14 protein-coding genes are annotated in these 17,615 nt (G+C 59.1%); 9 read left to right on the forward strand and 5 right to left on the reverse strand.

The features are described 5' to 3' along the window. Positions 1-45: 45 nt before the first annotated feature. On the reverse strand, positions 46-2,613 hold the full coding sequence (locus DLM45_RS02865) for a hybrid sensor histidine kinase/response regulator (RefSeq protein WP_246317122.1): 2,568 nt from the start codon (positions 2,611-2,613) through the stop codon (positions 46-48). Positions 2,614-2,832: 219 nt separating this feature from the next. Between DLM45_RS02865 and DLM45_RS02870 the strand changes: the two genes are divergently transcribed. Beyond that, on the forward strand, positions 2,833-3,225 hold the full coding sequence (locus DLM45_RS02870; RefSeq protein WP_181335488.1) for a hypothetical protein: 393 nt from the start codon (positions 2,833-2,835) through the stop codon (positions 3,223-3,225). A gap of 26 nt (positions 3,226-3,251) precedes the next feature. Here the strand turns inward: DLM45_RS02870 and DLM45_RS02875 are convergent, their stop codons facing one another. After that, positions 3,252-3,500 (reverse strand): hypothetical protein, encoded by a 249-nt coding sequence (locus DLM45_RS02875; protein ID WP_181335489.1) that lies wholly within the window; start codon positions 3,498-3,500, stop codon positions 3,252-3,254. Positions 3,501-3,642: 142 nt separating this feature from the next. Then, complete coding sequence (gene dksA / locus DLM45_RS02880; protein ID WP_181335490.1) at positions 3,643-4,374, reverse strand: RNA polymerase-binding protein DksA; 732 nt, start codon at positions 4,372-4,374, stop codon at positions 3,643-3,645. Between the two features lie 310 nt (positions 4,375-4,684). On the opposite strand from dksA, the gene DLM45_RS02885 reads away from it, so the two are divergent. The 3 genes from DLM45_RS02885 to asnB all read left to right on the forward strand — a co-directional run bounded on the left by DLM45_RS02885 (position 4,685) and on the right by asnB (position 8,347). Then, on the forward strand, positions 4,685-5,530 hold the full coding sequence (locus DLM45_RS02885) for an AAA family ATPase (protein WP_181335491.1): 846 nt from the start codon (positions 4,685-4,687) through the stop codon (positions 5,528-5,530). Positions 5,531-5,681: 151 nt separating this feature from the next. After that, entirely contained in the window at positions 5,682-6,011 is a 330-nt protein-coding gene (locus tag DLM45_RS16445; RefSeq protein ID WP_246317123.1) for a hypothetical protein, read from the forward strand. Between the two features lie 302 nt (positions 6,012-6,313). Beyond that, positions 6,314-8,347 (forward strand): asparagine synthase (glutamine-hydrolyzing), encoded by a 2,034-nt coding sequence (asnB, locus tag DLM45_RS02895; RefSeq protein WP_181335492.1) that lies wholly within the window; start codon positions 6,314-6,316, stop codon positions 8,345-8,347. 3 nt (positions 8,348-8,350) lie between these two features. Here the strand turns inward: asnB and DLM45_RS02900 are convergent, their stop codons facing one another. Further along, positions 8,351-9,025, reverse strand: coding sequence for a TetR/AcrR family transcriptional regulator (locus DLM45_RS02900; RefSeq protein WP_181335493.1), 675 nt, complete (start codon positions 9,023-9,025; stop codon positions 8,351-8,353). Between the two features lie 160 nt (positions 9,026-9,185). Between DLM45_RS02900 and DLM45_RS02905 the strand changes: the two genes are divergently transcribed. The 5 genes from DLM45_RS02905 (at position 9,186) to DLM45_RS02925 (ending at position 15,114) form a co-directional block, all read left to right on the forward strand. Further along, positions 9,186-10,514 (forward strand): HlyD family secretion protein, encoded by a 1,329-nt coding sequence (locus DLM45_RS02905; protein ID WP_181335494.1) that lies wholly within the window; start codon positions 9,186-9,188, stop codon positions 10,512-10,514. Then, on the forward strand, positions 10,511-12,121 hold the full coding sequence (locus tag DLM45_RS02910) for a DHA2 family efflux MFS transporter permease subunit (RefSeq protein ID WP_181335495.1): 1,611 nt from the start codon (positions 10,511-10,513) through the stop codon (positions 12,119-12,121). The genes DLM45_RS02905 and DLM45_RS02910 overlap by 4 nt, the downstream gene beginning before the upstream one ends. A gap of 309 nt (positions 12,122-12,430) precedes the next feature. After that, on the forward strand, positions 12,431-13,585 hold the full coding sequence (locus DLM45_RS02915; protein ID WP_181335496.1) for a patatin-like phospholipase family protein: 1,155 nt from the start codon (positions 12,431-12,433) through the stop codon (positions 13,583-13,585). After that, on the forward strand, positions 13,582-14,325 hold the full coding sequence (locus DLM45_RS02920) for an acetoacetate decarboxylase (RefSeq protein WP_181335497.1): 744 nt from the start codon (positions 13,582-13,584) through the stop codon (positions 14,323-14,325). The genes DLM45_RS02915 and DLM45_RS02920 overlap by 4 nt, the downstream gene beginning before the upstream one ends. Before the next feature lie 12 nt (positions 14,326-14,337). Continuing rightward, the gene (locus DLM45_RS02925) at positions 14,338-15,114 is read left to right on the forward strand and encodes a 3-hydroxybutyrate dehydrogenase (RefSeq protein ID WP_181335498.1); all 777 of its coding nucleotides are present in this window, start codon (positions 14,338-14,340) and stop codon (positions 15,112-15,114) included. A 6-nt stretch (positions 15,115-15,120) separates the two neighbouring features. Here the strand turns inward: DLM45_RS02925 and DLM45_RS02930 are convergent, their stop codons facing one another. Then, positions 15,121-17,427 carry a TonB-dependent receptor gene (locus DLM45_RS02930; RefSeq protein ID WP_181335499.1) on the reverse strand — a complete coding sequence of 769 codons (2,307 nt, stop codon included), beginning with the start codon at positions 17,425-17,427 and terminating at the stop codon, positions 15,121-15,123. Positions 17,428-17,615 lie beyond the last annotated feature (188 nt).

Genomic DNA, 17,615 nt, shown 5'->3' on the forward strand with positions numbered 1-17,615 from the left:
GACGTCCGTCGTCTCCGGGCTGATCGCTTTGCCACCCACCGACCGCTAGCTCGCGAGTTCTTCTTTCACTTTGGCGGCGAGTTGCGGGAGGGAGAACGGTTTCGGGAGGAAGGCGAAGTCGTCGGAGCCCATGCTCTCGCGGAAGGCTTCGTTGGGATAACCCGAAACGAAGATCACCTTGATCGATGGATTGCGCTTGCGTAGTTCCTTGAAGAGCGATGGGCCGTCCATCTCCGGCATGACGACGTCGGAGACAACGATGTCCACCATGCCTTCGTTCTCGGCCATGATTTCGAGAGCTTCGACGCCATCGGCCGCTTCGAGCACCTGATAGCCCTGCCGCTTCAGCGCGCGCACGGCGAACTGGCGGACTTCGACTTCGTCCTCGACGAGCAGCACGCGGCCGGTTCCGGTGAGATCGGTCGCGTTCAGATCGCGGCGCGCGGCGGCCATTGATTGCGGCTGCTGTTGCGGACGGTCGGTCTCGTCATTCTCGTCCGCGAGGTAACGCGGCAGCAGCAGCTTGAACGTCGTGCCTTTGCCGATCTCGCTTTCCGGGAAGATGAAGCCGCCCGACTGCTTGACGATGCCGTACACCGACGCAAGGCCCAAGCCGGTGCCTTTGCCGACACCTTTGGTGGTGAAGAACGGCTCGAAGATTTTGGCCATCACTTCGGGGCTCATGCCGGTGCCGGTATCGGCCACTTCGACCAGCACATACTCGCCCGAAGCAATGCCGACGATGGCGCCCATCTTCTGGCTTTCGCGCTCATTGACGTTGCGCGTGCGGATCGTGATGGAGCCGCCGGAGGGCATCGCGTCGCGCGCGTTGCGAACGAGGTTGAGCACGATGTTGAACAGCTGATCGCTGTCGGCGCGCACATACCAAAGATCACGCTCGGGCTGGATCTTGAGTTCGATCCGGTCGCCGACCTGGGTCTTCAGGATCGGCTTCATGTCGGCGGTCAATTCGCCGAGATTGACGGTCGTCACCTGCTGCGTCTGCTTGCGCGAGAAGCCGAGCAAACCGGCGACCAGGCCAGCGGCGCGATTGGCAGCCGACTGGATGTTCTTGATGTCTTTGTAAGCTGGGTCGCTCGGGCGATGCGTCTGCAGCAGCAGATCGGAAAAACCGATGATCGCGGTCAACACGTTGTTGAAATCGTGCGCGATGCCGCCTGCAAGATTGCCGACCGCTTCCATCTTTTCAGACTGAGCGACGCGGCTTTCCAACACTTTCTGCTCGGTTGCGTCGATGACGTAGAGCACGGCTGCCGCGCCACCGGCGATGGCTGCGAGCGGCGACATGAACACGCGACAGGTGATCTGCTTCTGATCGCCCGTCGTGATCTCGACGGGCTGCACGTTGCCGCGTCCGGCAAGAACTTCCGCAAGACCGGTTTCGATGCGCGTGCGATCGCCGCGGTCAGCGGTTTTCGCGAGTACGTCGAGCGCAAACATGTCTTGTGCGGGGCGCCCGTCGAGTACCAGCCGCATGAAGGCCGCGTTGCAGTTCGCGATCCGGCCTTCGCCATCGAGAGCCGCAATGCCGAACGGGGCGGACTGGAAGAATTGCGAGGCGCGAACGTCCTGATCGCTGCGGTCGACAAGGCCGGCTGTTACGCGGTTGATGGCCGTGATCGTGAAGCCCAGCGCAACGCCTTCCTCGGCGGGTTCTACGAGCAGCGTCAGGGGCACCATGCGTCCGTCGCGACGCGTCAGGTCGAGATCGACGACGCGCTGATCGGATTCCGGGATTTCGGCCAATTGCTTCAGCAGGCGCGCGCCTTCCGGTCCCGCGAGATCGGCAAGGGCGAGACGGCGCGAGCGGAGCGTGCCGGTTTGATAGCCGAGCCATTGCTCAAAGGCTGCGTTGACGTGCCGGATCGTTCCGTCAGCGCCGGAGATCGCCATGAAGCCCGCGGGCATGGCGTCGAACGCCGTCAACGAGGCTTGGAGATTGCCGATGCGCTGTTCTTCGTAAGCTTTTTCGGTCGAGATGTCGGCAATGCGCCAGAGGACGAGGCGCTTGTCGGCGGACGACGCGTCGGCATCGCTGAGTGGCGCGGCGAACGGACGAACGGCGATCCGGACGAACGAGGTGCTGCGATGCGCGGCGGGGCGCAATGGGATTTCTTCGGTGTGCGCTTCACCGCGCTCTGCTGCCCGCATCAATCGATAGAGAGCTTGCGCGGCCTCCGGGTCGGTGTTCATCGTGCTTTCGAGCGCGGCGAACGGGCCAACCTCGTGGCGGCCAAACATCCGCTCCATGGCTGCGTTCGCGTAGACTACGGTGCCGTCGTCATGCGCGATGATCTGGGGCTCGGCGGCGGAATCGGCAGCGGCTTTAAGAAGGTCGCCCGGAGCGACACGCGGCCCGACGCGAATGTGGCCTGCCGCGACGCCGAAGAGCAGAAACATGCCGAGCATCGCCAGCACGGCAATGATGGTCAGCAGCAGAGGCTCAGCGGAGCCACTGGCCAGCAGCCCGAAGACGAGAGCCGCTGTGGCGGCCACAATAATAATGGTGGGTAGGAAGCTGCCGAACCCCTCCGCCGTAATCAGCGGATCGATCGGGGCGGCATCGACCCTCAACGCCTCGCGATCCTTCATGGCACAAGAATCTAACTGATTCTCGATCAGGGGAACGTCGGACTGAATCATGTGACTGGAACTCAAACGCAACTGCAACTGTGCCGCAACGAGTCGGCTCTTTTCTGTTGCCTAAGACTTCCTCCAAGAGGGTTAACATGCAGTCAACTCCCGGGTAACGAACGTTGCCGATTGTTGAATTTTCTTGGCGCGCCAGCTGGCCCTAAAAACGAGGCAGGGATGCAGACCTATATTTTCTGGACGTTCATTTTAGCGGTTGTGGCGGCGCTTATCGCGGGGATCGCGGTGTTCGTTCGCGCCTATCTCGGCGGAACGACGCCTTCTGCGCTCATTTTCCGGCCCAAAACGGAGCGGCGGCTTGCGGTCGTTGAATTCGCCAATGTCGATAGCCGGCGGAAGCTCATTCTCATCCGGAGAGACGATGTCGAGCATCTCATTATGACCGGCGGCCCGGTCGATGTGCTCGTTGAATCGGGCATTGCCAGCAGACAAGCGGCGCCAAGGGCCGAGATTGCCCCGGTTGCGGAAGCCGCTCCGGTACGGCGAGCATCGCTTTTCGGGCGGAGTAGAGAAGCACCGGAACGCGCTGAGCCGCAGCCGCCGGAATTCTAGGTCCGCTTTGATTTCAGGGTGTTGCGCTACCTGGCGCTGTCAACGTCACCGAAATCGGCCAGCGTCAGAGTGCGGAGATCGAGCGGCGCAACGGCGCTTGCGATCTTACCGCCTTGAAGCATGTGCCGGGGTTTCAGCGTTACCGTCAGTGACGCGGGATGCGCGATCCCACGGAGCATATGCTCGTCCAGTTTTGGCGAGGTTTTCGACGGCTCCGCTACCACGGGCGTCGCGACCGCTCCGACGGTCGTTACGGCCGCCAATATGCGCAGCATAGAAAACATATCGATCACACTCTGCTGTTCGGACCCGCAATTCTGGCCCAATCTGAAGAGTGCCCACGAGAAGTTAACAAAAAGTAAATCGTCGTCTGGAAATGGGGCGCCGCTGGAGCGGCTACCCCCTGGCTAGCGCGCCTTATTCTTCGCGATAGACGCGTTCGCGGCGTTCATGGCGCTCCTGCGCTTCGACGGAGAGCGTGGCTATTGGACGAGCGTCGAGACGCTTGAGACCGATCGGTTCGCCGGTATCCTCGCAATAGCCATAAGTGCCGTCTTCAATCCGGCCGAGTGCAGCGTCGATTTTGGCAATCAACTTCCGCTGGCGGTCGCGCGTGCGCAATTCCGTAGCGCGATCGGTTTCCGACGTCGCGCGGTCTGCAAGATCAGCGTGCTGAGTTGAATCCTCGTGCAATATCGCGAGCGTTTCACGCGTTTGCCGCAGGATTTCGTCTTTCCACTCGATAAGACGCTTACGAAAATACGCCCGATGCATATCGTTCATAAAAGGTTCGTTCTCTGACGGCCGATAATCTGGCGGCAGAGCGATATCGGCAATCTTTACGCGCGGAGCCATCTTCCTATTCGTACCCTCTGATTTTTTCGACGCTACTGATTTTGCGGCCGCTACTGTGCGCGCCGGAGCGTTTGCTTTTATTGGTTTGGCTACCGCCGGTTTCGCGGTGGTGGCCGCCGACTTTTTCGCCGGTGTTTTGGCTGCCGCGACCTTCGGTGCGGATTTCACAGCCTTCGGCTTGGCGGCCGCAGGCTTGCTCGCCTGTGCTTTCCCGCCTTTCGCCGTTGCGGAGGCCTTGGCCGTCTTCTTAGCGGCCGCCGCCGTTTTTCCCGCCTTTGCGGTAGTCTTGCTCATCGACCGCCTCCCCAGAGGCTACGTGGGCTCGAGCTTAAATCTGTCCGTCTGCGAGCCGTCGATTCGACCACGCTTTCCGGCCGACCCTTATCTATGGGGCGGGGGGCGAGTGTCAAGCATTGCAATGCGATCCAGGCGAATTATGGAGTGTTCATTTAATTCAATAAATCCAACTGTTTAACGGCACATCGCGCGTGCAGCAACGCGGCGGCGGTGGATTCGTCCAGCTTTGTCGTGCGCTTCGGTCATCTTGCCCGCTTCCGGTGCCGACCATTAGGCTCGTAAGCAGCCATTCCCACTAGGACAGATCATGAAATTTGAAGGTACGTCCTCTTACGTTGCAACCGCCGATCTCAAGGTCGCGGTGAATGCTGCCGTCACGCTGCAGCGGCCTTTGCTGATCAAGGGCGAACCGGGCACGGGCAAATCCGTTCTCGCGCAGGAAGTTGCGCAAGCGCTCAACGCGCCGCTGATCGAGTGGCACATCAAGTCAACCACTAAGGCGCAGCAGGGCCTCTACGAATACGACGCGGTATCGCGTCTGCGTGACGGGCAGCTTGGCGACGAGCGCGTCAAATCGATCGGCAATTACATCAAGCGCGGAAAGCTCTGGGAGGCATTCGCTGCGGAACATCGCTCCGTTCTTTTGATCGATGAAATCGACAAGGCCGATATTGAATTTCCCAACGATCTATTGCTCGAACTCGATCGCATGGAATTCTTCGTTTATGAGACGGGCGAAACGATCAAGGCAAAAACGCGGCCGATCGTTCTGATTACATCGAATAATGAAAAAGAATTGCCGGACGCATTTCTGCGCCGATGCTTTTTCCATTTCATCAAATTCCCCGACGCGGAGACGATGCGTCAGATCGTGGAGGTTCACTTCCCTGGCCTGAAGAGCCGGATGGTGAGCGAAGCGCTGAAGATTTTCTACGAATTGCGCGACGTTCCGGGCTTGAAGAAAAAGCCGTCCACGTCTGAATTGCTCGATTGGTTGAAGCTGCTACTTCACGACGATATCGACCCGGCTCTCGCGCGCGAAAAGGATCCGCGCAAGCTTGTTCCGCCGCTTGCCGGTGCGCTGATCAAGAACGAGCAAGATGCTCATTTGCTTGAGCGTCTCGCATTTGTCGCGCGCCGAAAGGGTGAATAACTCACCACTCCCTTGTCGAATTGCCAAAATTTGCCAATTTATCAGGGCGTGCAGGTTCGAAGATCGGCTTGCTTTCCATCAACAGTTACCCATCTATGCCCGATTGCGACCTGAGAAACAGAACTGCCCGGCTAAGACTAGGGAGAATTAGATGAGAAAAGTTCTAATCGCTTTGGCTGTAGTTGGCGCGCTCGGCGCCGCCGCTTGCGACAGTCAGAAATCTGAATCCGAGAAGGCTGCAACCGATAACGCCGCTGCAGAAAAGGCCGCTGCTGACGCGAAAGCTGAAGCAGACAAGACCGCTGCCGATGCGAAGGCTGCCGAAGAAAAGGCCGCTGCCGAGGCTAAGGCTGCTGAAGAGAAGGCCGCTGCTGACGCCAAGGCTGCTGAGGAAAAGGCTGCTGCAGATAAGGAAGCTGCAGAGAAAGCCGCGGCGCCCGAAGCACCGGCAAGCGAACCTGCTCCGGCGACGACTCCTTGATCGGAGTGGCGTGCATTGCGTGGCTCAATCGTGGACACGCGATCAGCGCACTGAAGAAATTTGGGGGCATCGGGCGCACGCCGTCCGGTGCCCTTTGCTTGTGCGCCTTTGTCGCGAGATTCGACCACCATTCGGCAATCGACTGGCCATATAGACGATGGCGCGTGTAAATATAACGCTGTTAAGATCACGGCGAGCTTTTCAATGGCATCCTTCCGAAACGGAAGTGGCGCTCGCTATCACCGGTACATGATTGTGCCTATCGGGCTTTGCCCAATCTCTCACCCAGTTTGGAAAAGCGTATGTGTGGAATCTTCGGCATCATCGATCTGAATGGACGGCGGAACATCCCGTCATCTGTCCTGAAGCGCGCCGCAGACGCCATGCATCACCGCGGACCCGATGAAGAAGGGTATCTCCAGCGGCCCGGTTTCGGTTTTGCTTCGAAGCGGCTCAGCATCGTCGGAATATCTGACGGTCATCAGCCGATGCACAACGAGACCAAGACGGTCTCGGTCGTTTTCAACGGCGAAATCTACGATCACGACGACTGGCGCAACGATCTCACAGCGCGTGGGCATAAGCTCGTTACGCATTGCGATACGGAAATCCTTCCGCACATGTGGGAGGAATATGAGCGCGATATGTTCGCGAAGCTCAATGGGCAGTTTGCAATCGCACTGTTCGACGAGCGCAAACAGAGTTTCATTCTCGCGCGTGACCGGTTCGGCATCTGTCCTCTCTATTGGACACGAACGACGCGCTTCGGAACGGACTGGCTGATCTTTGGATCAGAAATCAAAACGATCTTCGCGACGGGGCTCGTAGAACCGAAGCCTGATCGGCGCGGCATCGATGCGGTGTTCAACTTTCTGGCGGTTGCAGGTCCGTTCAGTTGCTTTGAAGGCATCAACATTCTGCCGCCGGGACGCTTCCTGACGATCGAACGCGGTGGCTCGAACGACGAAGCGAAAATCAGCGAACGCACATACTGGGATATGGATTTCCCGGATCAGGGACAGGAATCGCGCCCGTCAAACGAGACGGAATACGTCGACCGGCTTGAAAGCATCTTGCACGACAGCGTTCGACGCCGTTTGCGCGCAGATGCTCCGGTCGCGTCGTATCTTTCGGGCGGCGTGGATTCGAGCACCGTCGTTGCGATGGCCAAGGACATCCTTGGTAAGGCGCCTGCGACCTATACCGTCAAGATCCGCGATCCAAAGCTCGACGAAACGGAGCAAGCGGCAATTATTTCACGGCATCTCGACGCGCATCCGCGGGTCGTTGCCTGCGGTTCAGACGAGATCGTTGCGAACTATCAGAACCTGCTCGTCGCTACCGAAACGCCGGTCACAGATACCTCGTGCACCGCACTTATGATGCTTGCGAGCGCCGTGCATGAAGACGGCTACAAAGTCGCTTTGACCGGCGAAGGCTCCGACGAATGGCTCGCCGGGTACCCCTGGTACAAGTTCCAGCGCGGTGTTGAGTTGCTCGGCAAAATTTCCGGCGGACGGCTCGATAACGCCGTCACGGAGCGATTTTTTACGTGGCTCGGTTGCAGCAAGGAAGCGGGTGCCTACTTGCGCCGCTGCGTGACCTCGGCTGGCGGTCCGCATGCGTTCCAGCGGTTTTACGATCTGCTCGGAGCGTCGCGCTTCCGCTTCTACAGTTCGCGCATGCTTTCCGAACTTTCTGCGCATGATCCGTATCTGGCGTTCCAGCCCAATCTCGATCGCCTTCGCCGTTGGCATCCGATCAATCGCGCCGTTTACTGGGGCGGCAAGATCCATCTGCCGGGACAGCTTCTCAGTCTCAAGGGCGACCGGATCGCGATGAGCCAATCCGTCGAGATGCGCTATCCGTTCCTCGACAACAACGTGTTCGACTTCCTTGCGGGTATTGATCCGAACCTCAAGCTGAAGGGCTTCCGAGAGAAATATCTGTTGCGGCGCGTTTCGGAGAGGTGGCTGCCGAAATCTGTTGCGTGGCGTCCGAAGGGCATGTTCCGCGCGCCGCTCGACGGGTTTTTTCTCGATCAACGCCTCCCCTACGTCGATGAACTTCTCAGCGAAGAGTCGATCAAGAAAGCGGGCTACTTCGATCCCGCCGAGGTCACGAAGTGGCGTACGCAGTACACTGAGCTGTCGACGCGCTTCTATCAACGCAGCTCGATGGAACTCGGCCTCGTCGCGGTACTGGCGACGCAGCTTTGGCATCACACGTTCATCGATCCGACACTCGCCAACCTTCCTGATTGGCGTACGCTTGCCGGTATCGATACCGATTATTCCGACCTCGATTTTGCCGAGCCGCAGAACGCTGTCGGTTGAGGTTTAGCCGCGCGCCGCAGGCCCATAGGCAGCCAGAAACATTGCGACCGCGGAGTCGACGACCGTGTTGATCTCGGCTTCTGTCGGCGTCTCGGTGATGGCGCCGTAGAGTCGAGGGCGGAAGATGAGCGACTGGACGAGCTCAAGAAACTGCGCGGCAGCCAAGTATGAATCGGGCACGTGCAAGCGGCCTGCTTCGACATGAGTATCGATGAAGCTCGCAAGCGCGACTGCAGTCCGCTTCGGACCAGCTTCGAAAAACTCCTTCCCGATTTCCGGCATACGCTCCGCCACACCGATAACGATGCGATGCGCAGCAATGACGAACGGCGTAGACAGCAAAACCATCATCTGCCGGCCGAAATGCCGAAGAGTTGCATCAACAGGCTGGGCTGGATCCAACAGCGTGATCAGCTCTGAAATGTTCCTGTCGCGCCGCTCCGCGCAGATGGCGGTGAACAGGTGCTCCTTGTCTTGGAAGTAGACGTAGAGCGTCGCCTTCGAGACCTGCGCTTCCCTAGCAACGTCGCTCATGCTGGTCCCGTCGAAGCCCAGCGTGGAGAACATCCGCCCGGCTCCTTCGAGGATCTGGCGGCGCTTGGCCGGGTCGGTTCCGGCTGCGGGCCGACCGCCGCGGCGTTCGGTGGCTGGCGCGGCTTGGGCTTCAGTCGTGTCCATAGCTTTGATTCCAAACTGGTTTTTCGGGCTATCCAAAATGCCTCACAACATTAAGAACCGTACGGTTCAGTTTCCACTTGATATCGGCCTTTACCGGGTCTATGTCAACCGCGAGAAACTAAACCGTTTGGTTTGATTTGTACGCTGAGGAATGGGCGCTATGAGCCGCGAAACTGCAAACCGAGTATTTCCGGACCAGATTTCAGATTCCGAACCGGCGGCCAGCCGTTCCGATTTCCGGCTGCGATCCGTTCGCGGCAGCAAGGATGCCGATGGCTCTGGCGCAGCTACTCAGACGACCGTGGCCGAAGCTCAGCCGCTCGCCGAACAGAAAGAACCCCCAGCAGCACGTGCGCCAGAGGGCGACACGGCGCTCGCCGCCGGTGCCGAAGAGAAGCCGCGCCGTAGCCGGAAGCCGATTTTCATCGGGGTTGGCGCGATCGTCGCGTTGGCGGCTGCCTGGTTCGGCTATCAATACATTACTGTCGGCCGGTACATCGTTTCGACGGACGACGCTTATGTCGGCGCCGACATGGCGCTGATCTCGCCTAAGGTTCCGGCCTACGTTTCGGACGTTCCGATCGTCGAAAATCAACCGGTCAAGAAAGGCGACGTTCTCGTTCGTCTCGACTCCGGCGACTACCAGCTTGCGCTCGATCAGGCTCAGGCGAAGCTCGCGACGCAGAACGCCAACATCACGACATTCGAAGCACAAATTCGCGCGGCGGATGCTACCGCCGAGCAGGCACGTGCGCAGCTCGATTCCGCGAAGGCAACCGTTCTCAAGACGGAAGCAGACTATCAGCGCACAAGCGCGCTGACCGCGAAGGACTATTCAACCAAGGCCGCGCTCGATGCGGCGATTGCGGCACGCGACAGTGCGCGTGCGCAGGTGAAGTCAAACGAAGCGGCCATTCAAGCGGCCGACGCCAACATCGTTCTCCTTCACGCTCAACGCGATCAGGCCAAGCAGCTTGCAAAGGAATTGAAGGTTACCGTCAATCAGGCCGAGCGCGATCTGTCGTTCACGATCATTCGCGCGCCGTTCAACGGTGTGATTGGAAACAAGAACGTACAGGTCGGTGACTACGTCACGCCCGGCAAGCGGCTAGCGGCGGTGGTTCCGCTCGACAAGGTCTACGTCGATGCCAACCTCAAGGAAACGCAGCTTGCAACTGTGAAGGCAGGTCAGGAAGCCGAAGTGTCCATTGATGCACTTGATGGGCAAAAGCTGAAGGGCACCGTTGAAAGCGTGGCGCCGGCATCTGGCTCGCAGTTCTCATTGCTTCCGCCTGAGAACGCGACCGGCAACTTCACAAAGATCGTGCAGCGCGTACCTGTCCGCATTGCCGTTCCCGCAAGCGAAGCGCAGGGCCGGTTGCGGCCCGGGCTCTCGGTCGTTGTCGACATCGATACCGTACGAGTCCGAAAACCGAACAGCAGCACGCCGCGAAATAAGGGACCGTTCGCAAACGGTGAACTCCCATGAGCAGCGCATCCGACATCGCAGGACCATCCTCGTTCCCGGCTTCCAACGTATCGCCGGAAACGCTGCAATGGATCGGCGTGACGCCGCGACAGCTCGCGGGCTTCATTGCCATGGTCTTCGGCATGTTCATGGCGATCCTCGACATTCAGATCGTGTCGGCGTCGCTTTCGGAAATTCAGGCTGGGCTTTCGGCCAGCGCCGACGAAATTCCGTGGGTGCAAACGGCCTACCTGATTGCGGAAGTCATTATGATTCCGCTTTCGGGTTTTCTGGCGCGCGCGCTCTCGACACGCGTGCTGTTCCTCTCCGCTGCGATCGGCTTCACGGCGGCAAGCGCGCTTTGCGCCACCGCAACGACGATCGATCAAATGATCGTTTATCGCGCGCTGCAAGGCTTTATCGGCGGCGGTATGATCCCGAGCGTATTCGCGGTCGCGTTCTCGCTCTTTCCGCCGTCGAAGCGCAATGTCGTTTCGCCGATCATCGGTCTGGTCGCCACGCTGGCACCGACCGTTGGCCCGACCGTTGGCGGCTATCTGACGAATTCCTTCAGCTGGCACTGGCTGTTTCTCGTCAACATCATTCCCGGAATTCTGGTTTCGATTTCCGTCTATTTCCTCGTCGATTTCGACAAGCCCGACCATTCGCTGTTCAAGCGTTTCGATTTCATCGGCCTTGGGTCTATGGCGGTGTTTCTCGGCTCGCTCGAATACGTTCTCGAGGAAGGGCCGCGCTATGACTGGTTCGACGACACGACGATTGCGACGTTCGGCGTTCTGACCGTCATCGGCGCTGTTGTCTTCTTCTGGCGGGCGTTGACTGCGCGATACCCCATCGTCGAACTCCGCGCATTCCGAAACCGAAACTTCGCGTTCGGTTCGGCGTTCAGCTTTACGCTCGGCATTGGCCTCTACGGGCTGACATATATCTACCCCGTCTATCTGGCGCAGGTGCGCGGCTACGATGCTTTGATGATCGGCGAGACGATGTTCGTTACGGGCGTCGCCATGTTTCTGACCGCGCCGATTGCCGGTCGGCTCTCGCAGTTTCTTGACGCCCGCGTGCTGCTGATGATCGGCTTCGCGGGATTTGCCACCGGCACGTATCTGACGACGGCGATCACGTCCGACTGGGATTTCTGGGAATTGTTCGTGCCGCAAATTTTGCGCGGCTGCTCGTTGATGCTGTGCATGGTGCCGATCAACAACCTCTCTCTCGGCACGCTGCCGACAGATCAGTTGAAGAACGCGTCCGGGCTGTTCAACCTGACGCGAAATCTCGGTGGGGCCGTCGGCCTTGCGATGATCAACACAGTGCTCAACAAGCGGCTCGACCTGCATCTTGAACGGCTGCACGAGAGCGTATCGTGGGGACGCGATGTCGCGCTCGATCAGCTTTCCAAGATGCAGCAGTCCGTTTCCCAGGCGCTGCCGGACGGCGATCTCGCGGCGATGAAACAATTGAGCATGCTGGTGCGTAAACAAGCGAACGTGATGTCGTTTGCCGATCTCTTTCTACTGCTCACGGTGCTGTTCGCCGGGGCCGCACTGCTTACATTGATGATGGCGAAACCGTCTGACGTTCCTGCGCGAACTGGAGGACACTAGCCGCCATCTGTTTCGCTCCTCGTCTCTCCCCCATGACGAGAGAGCATGAGCAAGGGACGCTGCGTCTCCCCCGTGGCGCGGCGTCCCTTGCTTCGCGTTTGCCGATTTGAGCGCGCTCGCGCTTTGCCACGATTTCCGAAGCGGGACGTAACAGGAAGTTTACCCTGTGCGGGCGCAGTTGCGGCGCAGATTCCCTTGGCCCTCTTGCCATTGGGAGTGATCTGACGCATTGCAGCATCATACGTTTGATATCCAGATATTCAAAGTTACCTCGTCTACGCCTTTTCCCCCACCGGCCGATCGAGGACCATGTCTAAACAAAAAGCCAACGGCGGAAGCCGCGAGAAGAACGTGCTCGTGCTGCAAGGCGGCGGAGCCCTCGGCGCGTATCAGGCAGGCGCATACGAAGTTCTTTCCAAGGCCGGAATCGAGCCCGACTGGATTGCGGGCATTTCGATTGGCGCGATCAACGCAGCAATCATCGCAGGCAATCGCTTTGAAGACCGCGTTCCGCGCCTCCGCCAATTCTGGGATCGCGTTTCGAGCCGCCTAACGCTGCCGCCGCTGGCGACTGACGATAACTCGCGCAAGCTCTTCAACGAAACGAGCGCGGCGATTGTCGCGTCGACCGGCGCACCCGGCTTCTTCACGCCGCGCTATCCGCCCGCCGTTTTTTATCCGCCAGGCTCGCTCGACGCGATCAGCGTTTACGATACGCGGCCGCTCAAAGAGACGCTGCTTGAGCTTGTCGATTTCGACGTTCTGAATTCGGGCGCGATCCGGTATAGCGTCGGCGCTGTGCAGGTCGATACCGGGAATCTGAAATACTTCGACACCCGACGCGACACGATCACGCCCGAGCACATCATGGCGTCGGGCGCGTTGCCTCCTGGGTTTCCGCCAATCGAGATCGACGGCGAACTCTATTGGGATGGCGGCATCGTTTCGAATACGCCGCTGCAGTACGTTTTCGAAGGCGGCTTCCCGCAGGACAACACGTGCGTCTTCCAGATCGATCTGTTCAGTGCTCGAGGGAAAGTGCCCAAGACGCTGTTCGACGTACAGACGCGTGAGAAGGAAATCCGATACTCGAGCCGGACGCGACTTAACACTGACTACTTCCGGGTTCTTCAGTCTTTGCGCCGCGCTGTACGCCGGCTTGATGCTCACATTCCCGATGCCATCAAAAGCAGCTTCGATTGGGCGCTTCTGTCGAAGTTCAGCAGCAGCGCCGCCGTCACACTCGTGCACCTCATTCACAGGCGCGCTGTCTATTCCACGCAATCGAACGACTACGAATTCTCGCGCTACACCGTCAACGAGCACTGGCAGGCCGGGCGAGAGGATGTGGAAAGCACGCTCGAAAGCGACGATTGGAAAAATCGCGAGCCGCCGAAGGACGGCGTGCTCGTGCTCGATTGCACTAAGGACCTCCAGCCCCCCTCGATGGAGAAGCCGTCATGAAGATATCCGACGTCCGCAAGACCGCTTACGCGATGCCGCTTACGAGCCCAGCATTTCCACCTGGTCCATATCGCTTCATCGATCGGGAATATCTGATCATCACGTATCGGACGGACAAGGCCGCTCTTGCGAAGGTTATTCCGGAACCGCTGACGTTCGACGATCCGATCGTGAAATACGAATTCATCCGGATGCCCGATTCAACCGGCTTCGGCGACTACACGGAGTCCGGTCAGGTCATTCCAGTCAAATTCAACGGCGTTGCTGGCGGCTATACGCACGCGATGTTTCTGAATGACGGTCCGCCGATCTACGGCGGGCGAGAGCTTTGGGGTTTTCCAAAAAAATATGCGCAACCCACGCTCGGCCCCGACAAAGATACCTTCGTCGGCACGCTGGACTACGGCAATGTCCGGATCGCGACCGGCACAATGGGCTACAAGCACAAGGCGCTTGATCTAGATGCGATCGCAAAATCGCTGGCGATTCCGAACTATCTTCTAAAAATTATTCCGCATGTTGACGGCACGCCCCGCATTCTGGAGCTGGTTGATTACCGTCTCGAAGACGTCGTCATCAAAGGCGCTTGGAGTGGTCCAGCCGCGCTGGATCTCAGGCCTCATGCACTTGCTCCGGTCGCCGATCTGCCGGTGCTCGAAGTTATTTCGGCTACGCATATCCTTGCCGACATCACGCTTGGACTTGGCAAGGTCGTCTACGATTACCTGGAAACGAAGTAAGGAGCGTGCGTCATGAAACTCGACGGTAAAGTTGCCCTTATCACGGGTGCTGCAAGCGGCATCGGCCATCAGATCGCACGGCGCTACGTTGAAGCGGGCGGGCGCGTCGCCATTGCCGATCTCAATCTCGATGCAGCGAAAGCGGCAGCGAAGGAACTTGGTGGCGACAAGGAAGCCATCGCCGTTGCAATGGATGTGACGAAGGAAGACGAGGTCAATGCGGGCGTCGACAAGACGTTCTCGACGTTTGGCCAGATCGATATTCTCGTATCGAATGCCGGAATCCAAATTGTGCATCCGATCGAAGATTTCCCGTTTGCCGACTGGAAGAAGATGCTCGCGATCCATCTCGACGGCGCGTTCCTGACGACGAAAGCCTGCGTCAAGCATATGTACAAGCAGGGTTCCGGCTCTTTGATCTACATGGGATCAGTGCACAGCCACGAAGCCTCGCCGCTCAAGTCTGCTTACGTCACGGCGAAGCATGGGTTGCTCGGCCTGACGCGCACGATGGCCAAGGAAGGCGCGAAGCATGGCGTGCGTGCCAACATCATCTGTCCCGGATTCGTTCGCACGCCGCTCGTGGATAAACAGATCCCCGAACAGGCGCAGGAACTCGGCATCTCGGAAGAGCGCGTCATCAAGGAAGTCATGCTCGGCGAAACCGTCGACAAGGAATTCACGATGGTGACGGATATCGCTGAGGTTGCGCTGTTCCTTGCGGCCTTCAAAACCAACGCGCTGACGGGTGAGAGCATCATCGTCAGCCACGGATGGCACATGAACTGATCGCGCCTAAAACGCGAGCTTGCCGAACAGCCGGACATTCGCGCCGGGCGCCAGCACTTCATCCTTCTTGAACGAGGCGCTGTTGCGGATGTCCTCGTTCAAAAGGTTTTCGCCTTTGAGGCCGATGACGAACTTTGGCGTAACGCCACCTTCGGGATCGAGCATCATCGTGAAGCTCACCTCGGCGTTGAGCAGCGTGTAGTCCGCCGTTGGCGTTTCGTGCGGCGCGATATCGTCCTGACGGAACGCATAGAGCGACGTCAGTTTCGCCTGCCAGACGTCGTCGCGATAGTAGATGCCGCCGCCAAGGCGATGCGGTGCGATGCGCGGCACGTACTCGCCGTTCTCAAACTGCGCGTGCACGAAGTCGTATTGCCCAGAGACGCCCCAGAGTCCTCTGAAGATACGCGCGACGTCGTACTCACTTGCCAGCTCGACACCATAGAACGTCGCGTTGCGCTGATCGAAGATGACTTCCTTGAACTCGTTGTCTGGATCGCCAGATCCGCAGGTATTGATCGTTTCGCCGCACGTTTCGCCGGTGAGATCGCGGAAGATGTATCCGTCATACTTCGTGTAGTAGGCGGACGTATCGAAGCGCCAACGGCCGGAGGCTTTGTTGAAGCCAAGTTCAATTGACTTGGCGGTCTCTATGCCGATGTCGGGATTGCCGATCTCAAACGTTCCAGTCGCTTCGTGCGCGCCTTTCGAAAAGAGTTCCTGCGCCACCGGCGCCCGCTCTGCGTATTGTCCCGTCAACCGGGCCACGATTCCGTGCGGCAGATCGTAGAGCAGACCGAGGCTTCCGCTTTTCGGATCGAAGGATTTCCGCTGCGCGACGAGGCTATCGGGCTCTGGATCCAGAATATCGTCATACATCGTGCCCCGAACATCGTCGTGCTCGATGCGCAATCCCGCCTGTAACCTGAGCGGCTTCGAGATCCGCAGTTCCTCAAGAAAATATCCGCCGATGGTGTCTGTCGTGTTGGGTTCGAGCAGGCTGTCGCCTTCGAAGCTCGTGCCGGTGAGTTTGCGATTGCTGATCTGAATGCCCGCAGTGCTGGTGAGCGCGCCGAACGCCGTCATCACCGGCATACTTTCGATTTCGGCGCGTGCTTCGGTGTATTTGTTCGTGAAGCGCGAGGCCACGGCATCGGCGTTCTCGTCGGCTTCGAACGCCAGTTCGTTGTGCGCGTAATTCGTCCACCCGAACCAGCTGCGCACGGCTGCGATCCCGAGGCTCGGCGCGCGCCATTCGCCCTTAGCGCTGATCTTGTCTTGCCCCATGTCGATGCGCGATTTTTCTTCGGCAGATTCAATTCCGGGCACGGCATAGAGGCTGTCAAAGCGCGTGTAGCTCACGCCGAAGAAGCCGTCGCGCCAGATATAAGAGCCGCCGATGGACGCGCCGCGGCTATCGACGAACGAGTTCTCTTGCTTGCCTTCCGGCGTATCGTAGTCATCCGCGTGCCGTGCGAACCCATCGGCATGAACCACGAAGCCTTGCGACGCGGCGGTTGCTTTGAATGCTCCGTCACGGCCGTTATCAACCGAACTCAGGCCACCCATGATTTCGCCGCTGATGGCGTTATAGGGAATTTCAGTCGGGATGCGCTGGTTCTCCGCGCTCACGACGCCGCCAATAGCATTCGATCCGTATCGCACCGTTGCCGGGCCACGAATGACAGTCACGCTGTCGGCACTGTAGGGATCGGTTGGGACTGCGTGATCCTCGCTGATGTCCGATACGTCGCCCGTCGCGATTCCATTTTCCTGCACACGGACGCGACTGTTATCGAGCCCGCGCAGAATTGGCCTATTCGCACCCGGCGCAAATGTCGAACCAGCAACGCCCGGCTGGTTCTGCAATGAATCCGTCAGCGTCGCGCCGTGCGTCGGCAGAATATTGCTGGAAGGCGTGATCGTCGTCGCGTTGCCACTGGTCTGCGGCGCGATCAAAGAACCAGGCGGCGGCAAGTATCGCGCCTCTGCGGAAGCCGCTGGTGCGGACTGCTCGATTGCGTCCTGAGTCGGCGGCGTGGGCTCAGGATAGCCGGTGGCGGAACCCGGTTCCGACGATGCGGGCGCCTTCTTCTTGGCGACGTGTTTGTTCTTAGCAGCCGGCTTCTTCTTTTGCCCGGTCACGACGACGGCGGGCAGTTGCGCCACGCCATCGACCGTCGGCGGAGCTGCCTCGCCCTCGTTTTGCGGAGCAGCGGCCCCACCATTGTGATCTTGCGCGAGCGCAGCGCTCAACGCGCTCGCTGCACCGACGGCGAAAACAACTGCTGAAACCGAAGCGCGCGCGCGCATCCCTGCCCCCATGAAACCGACTTCGCGGCTACCCCAAGCCGCGTTTTTGATTCCGTATATTATAACAAACAATTCGTGTCCAGTGCGTTCAATCAGATTTCGATTGGTTCGGCTCCTCACAGCCCTGCGCCAAGCGAATAGCTGAACCTCAAATCCCCCCAGAAATTGCCAAACTTTCGCGACGCGAC

Origin of the sequence: Hyphomicrobium methylovorum (genome assembly GCF_013626205.1) — a bacterium.
Lineage (GTDB): Bacteria > Pseudomonadota > Alphaproteobacteria > Rhizobiales > Hyphomicrobiaceae > Hyphomicrobium_B > Hyphomicrobium_B methylovorum.

Bases quoted from the DNA above. Each gene is read 5' to 3' on its own strand.
- DLM45_RS16445 (WP_246317123.1), top strand. From the start codon at position 5,682: ATGAGAAAAGTTCTAATCGCTTTGGCTGTAGTTGGCGCGCTCGGCGCC.
- DLM45_RS02910 (WP_181335495.1), top strand. From the start codon at position 10,511: ATGAGCAGCGCATCCGACATCGCAGGACCATCCTCGTTCCCGGCTTCC.
- DLM45_RS02870 (WP_181335488.1), top strand. From the start codon at position 2,833: ATGCAGACCTATATTTTCTGGACGTTCATTTTAGCGGTTGTGGCGGCG.
- DLM45_RS02900 (WP_181335493.1), bottom strand. From the start codon at position 9,025: ATGGACACGACTGAAGCCCAAGCCGCGCCAGCCACCGAACGCCGCGGC.
- DLM45_RS02930 (WP_181335499.1), bottom strand. From the start codon at position 17,427: ATGCGCGCGCGCGCTTCGGTTTCAGCAGTTGTTTTCGCCGTCGGTGCA.
- DLM45_RS02885 (WP_181335491.1), top strand. From the start codon at position 4,685: ATGAAATTTGAAGGTACGTCCTCTTACGTTGCAACCGCCGATCTCAAG.
- DLM45_RS02905 (WP_181335494.1), top strand. From the start codon at position 9,186: ATGAGCCGCGAAACTGCAAACCGAGTATTTCCGGACCAGATTTCAGAT.
- asnB (WP_181335492.1), top strand. From the start codon at position 6,314: ATGTGTGGAATCTTCGGCATCATCGATCTGAATGGACGGCGGAACATC.
- DLM45_RS02875 (WP_181335489.1), bottom strand. From the start codon at position 3,500: ATGCTGCGCATATTGGCGGCCGTAACGACCGTCGGAGCGGTCGCGACG.
- DLM45_RS02925 (WP_181335498.1), top strand. From the start codon at position 14,338: ATGAAACTCGACGGTAAAGTTGCCCTTATCACGGGTGCTGCAAGCGGC.
- dksA (WP_181335490.1), bottom strand. From the start codon at position 4,374: ATGAGCAAGACTACCGCAAAGGCGGGAAAAACGGCGGCGGCCGCTAAG.
- DLM45_RS02915 (WP_181335496.1), top strand. From the start codon at position 12,431: ATGTCTAAACAAAAAGCCAACGGCGGAAGCCGCGAGAAGAACGTGCTC.
- DLM45_RS02920 (WP_181335497.1), top strand. From the start codon at position 13,582: ATGAAGATATCCGACGTCCGCAAGACCGCTTACGCGATGCCGCTTACG.
- DLM45_RS02865 (WP_246317122.1), bottom strand. From the start codon at position 2,613: ATGAAGGATCGCGAGGCGTTGAGGGTCGATGCCGCCCCGATCGATCCG.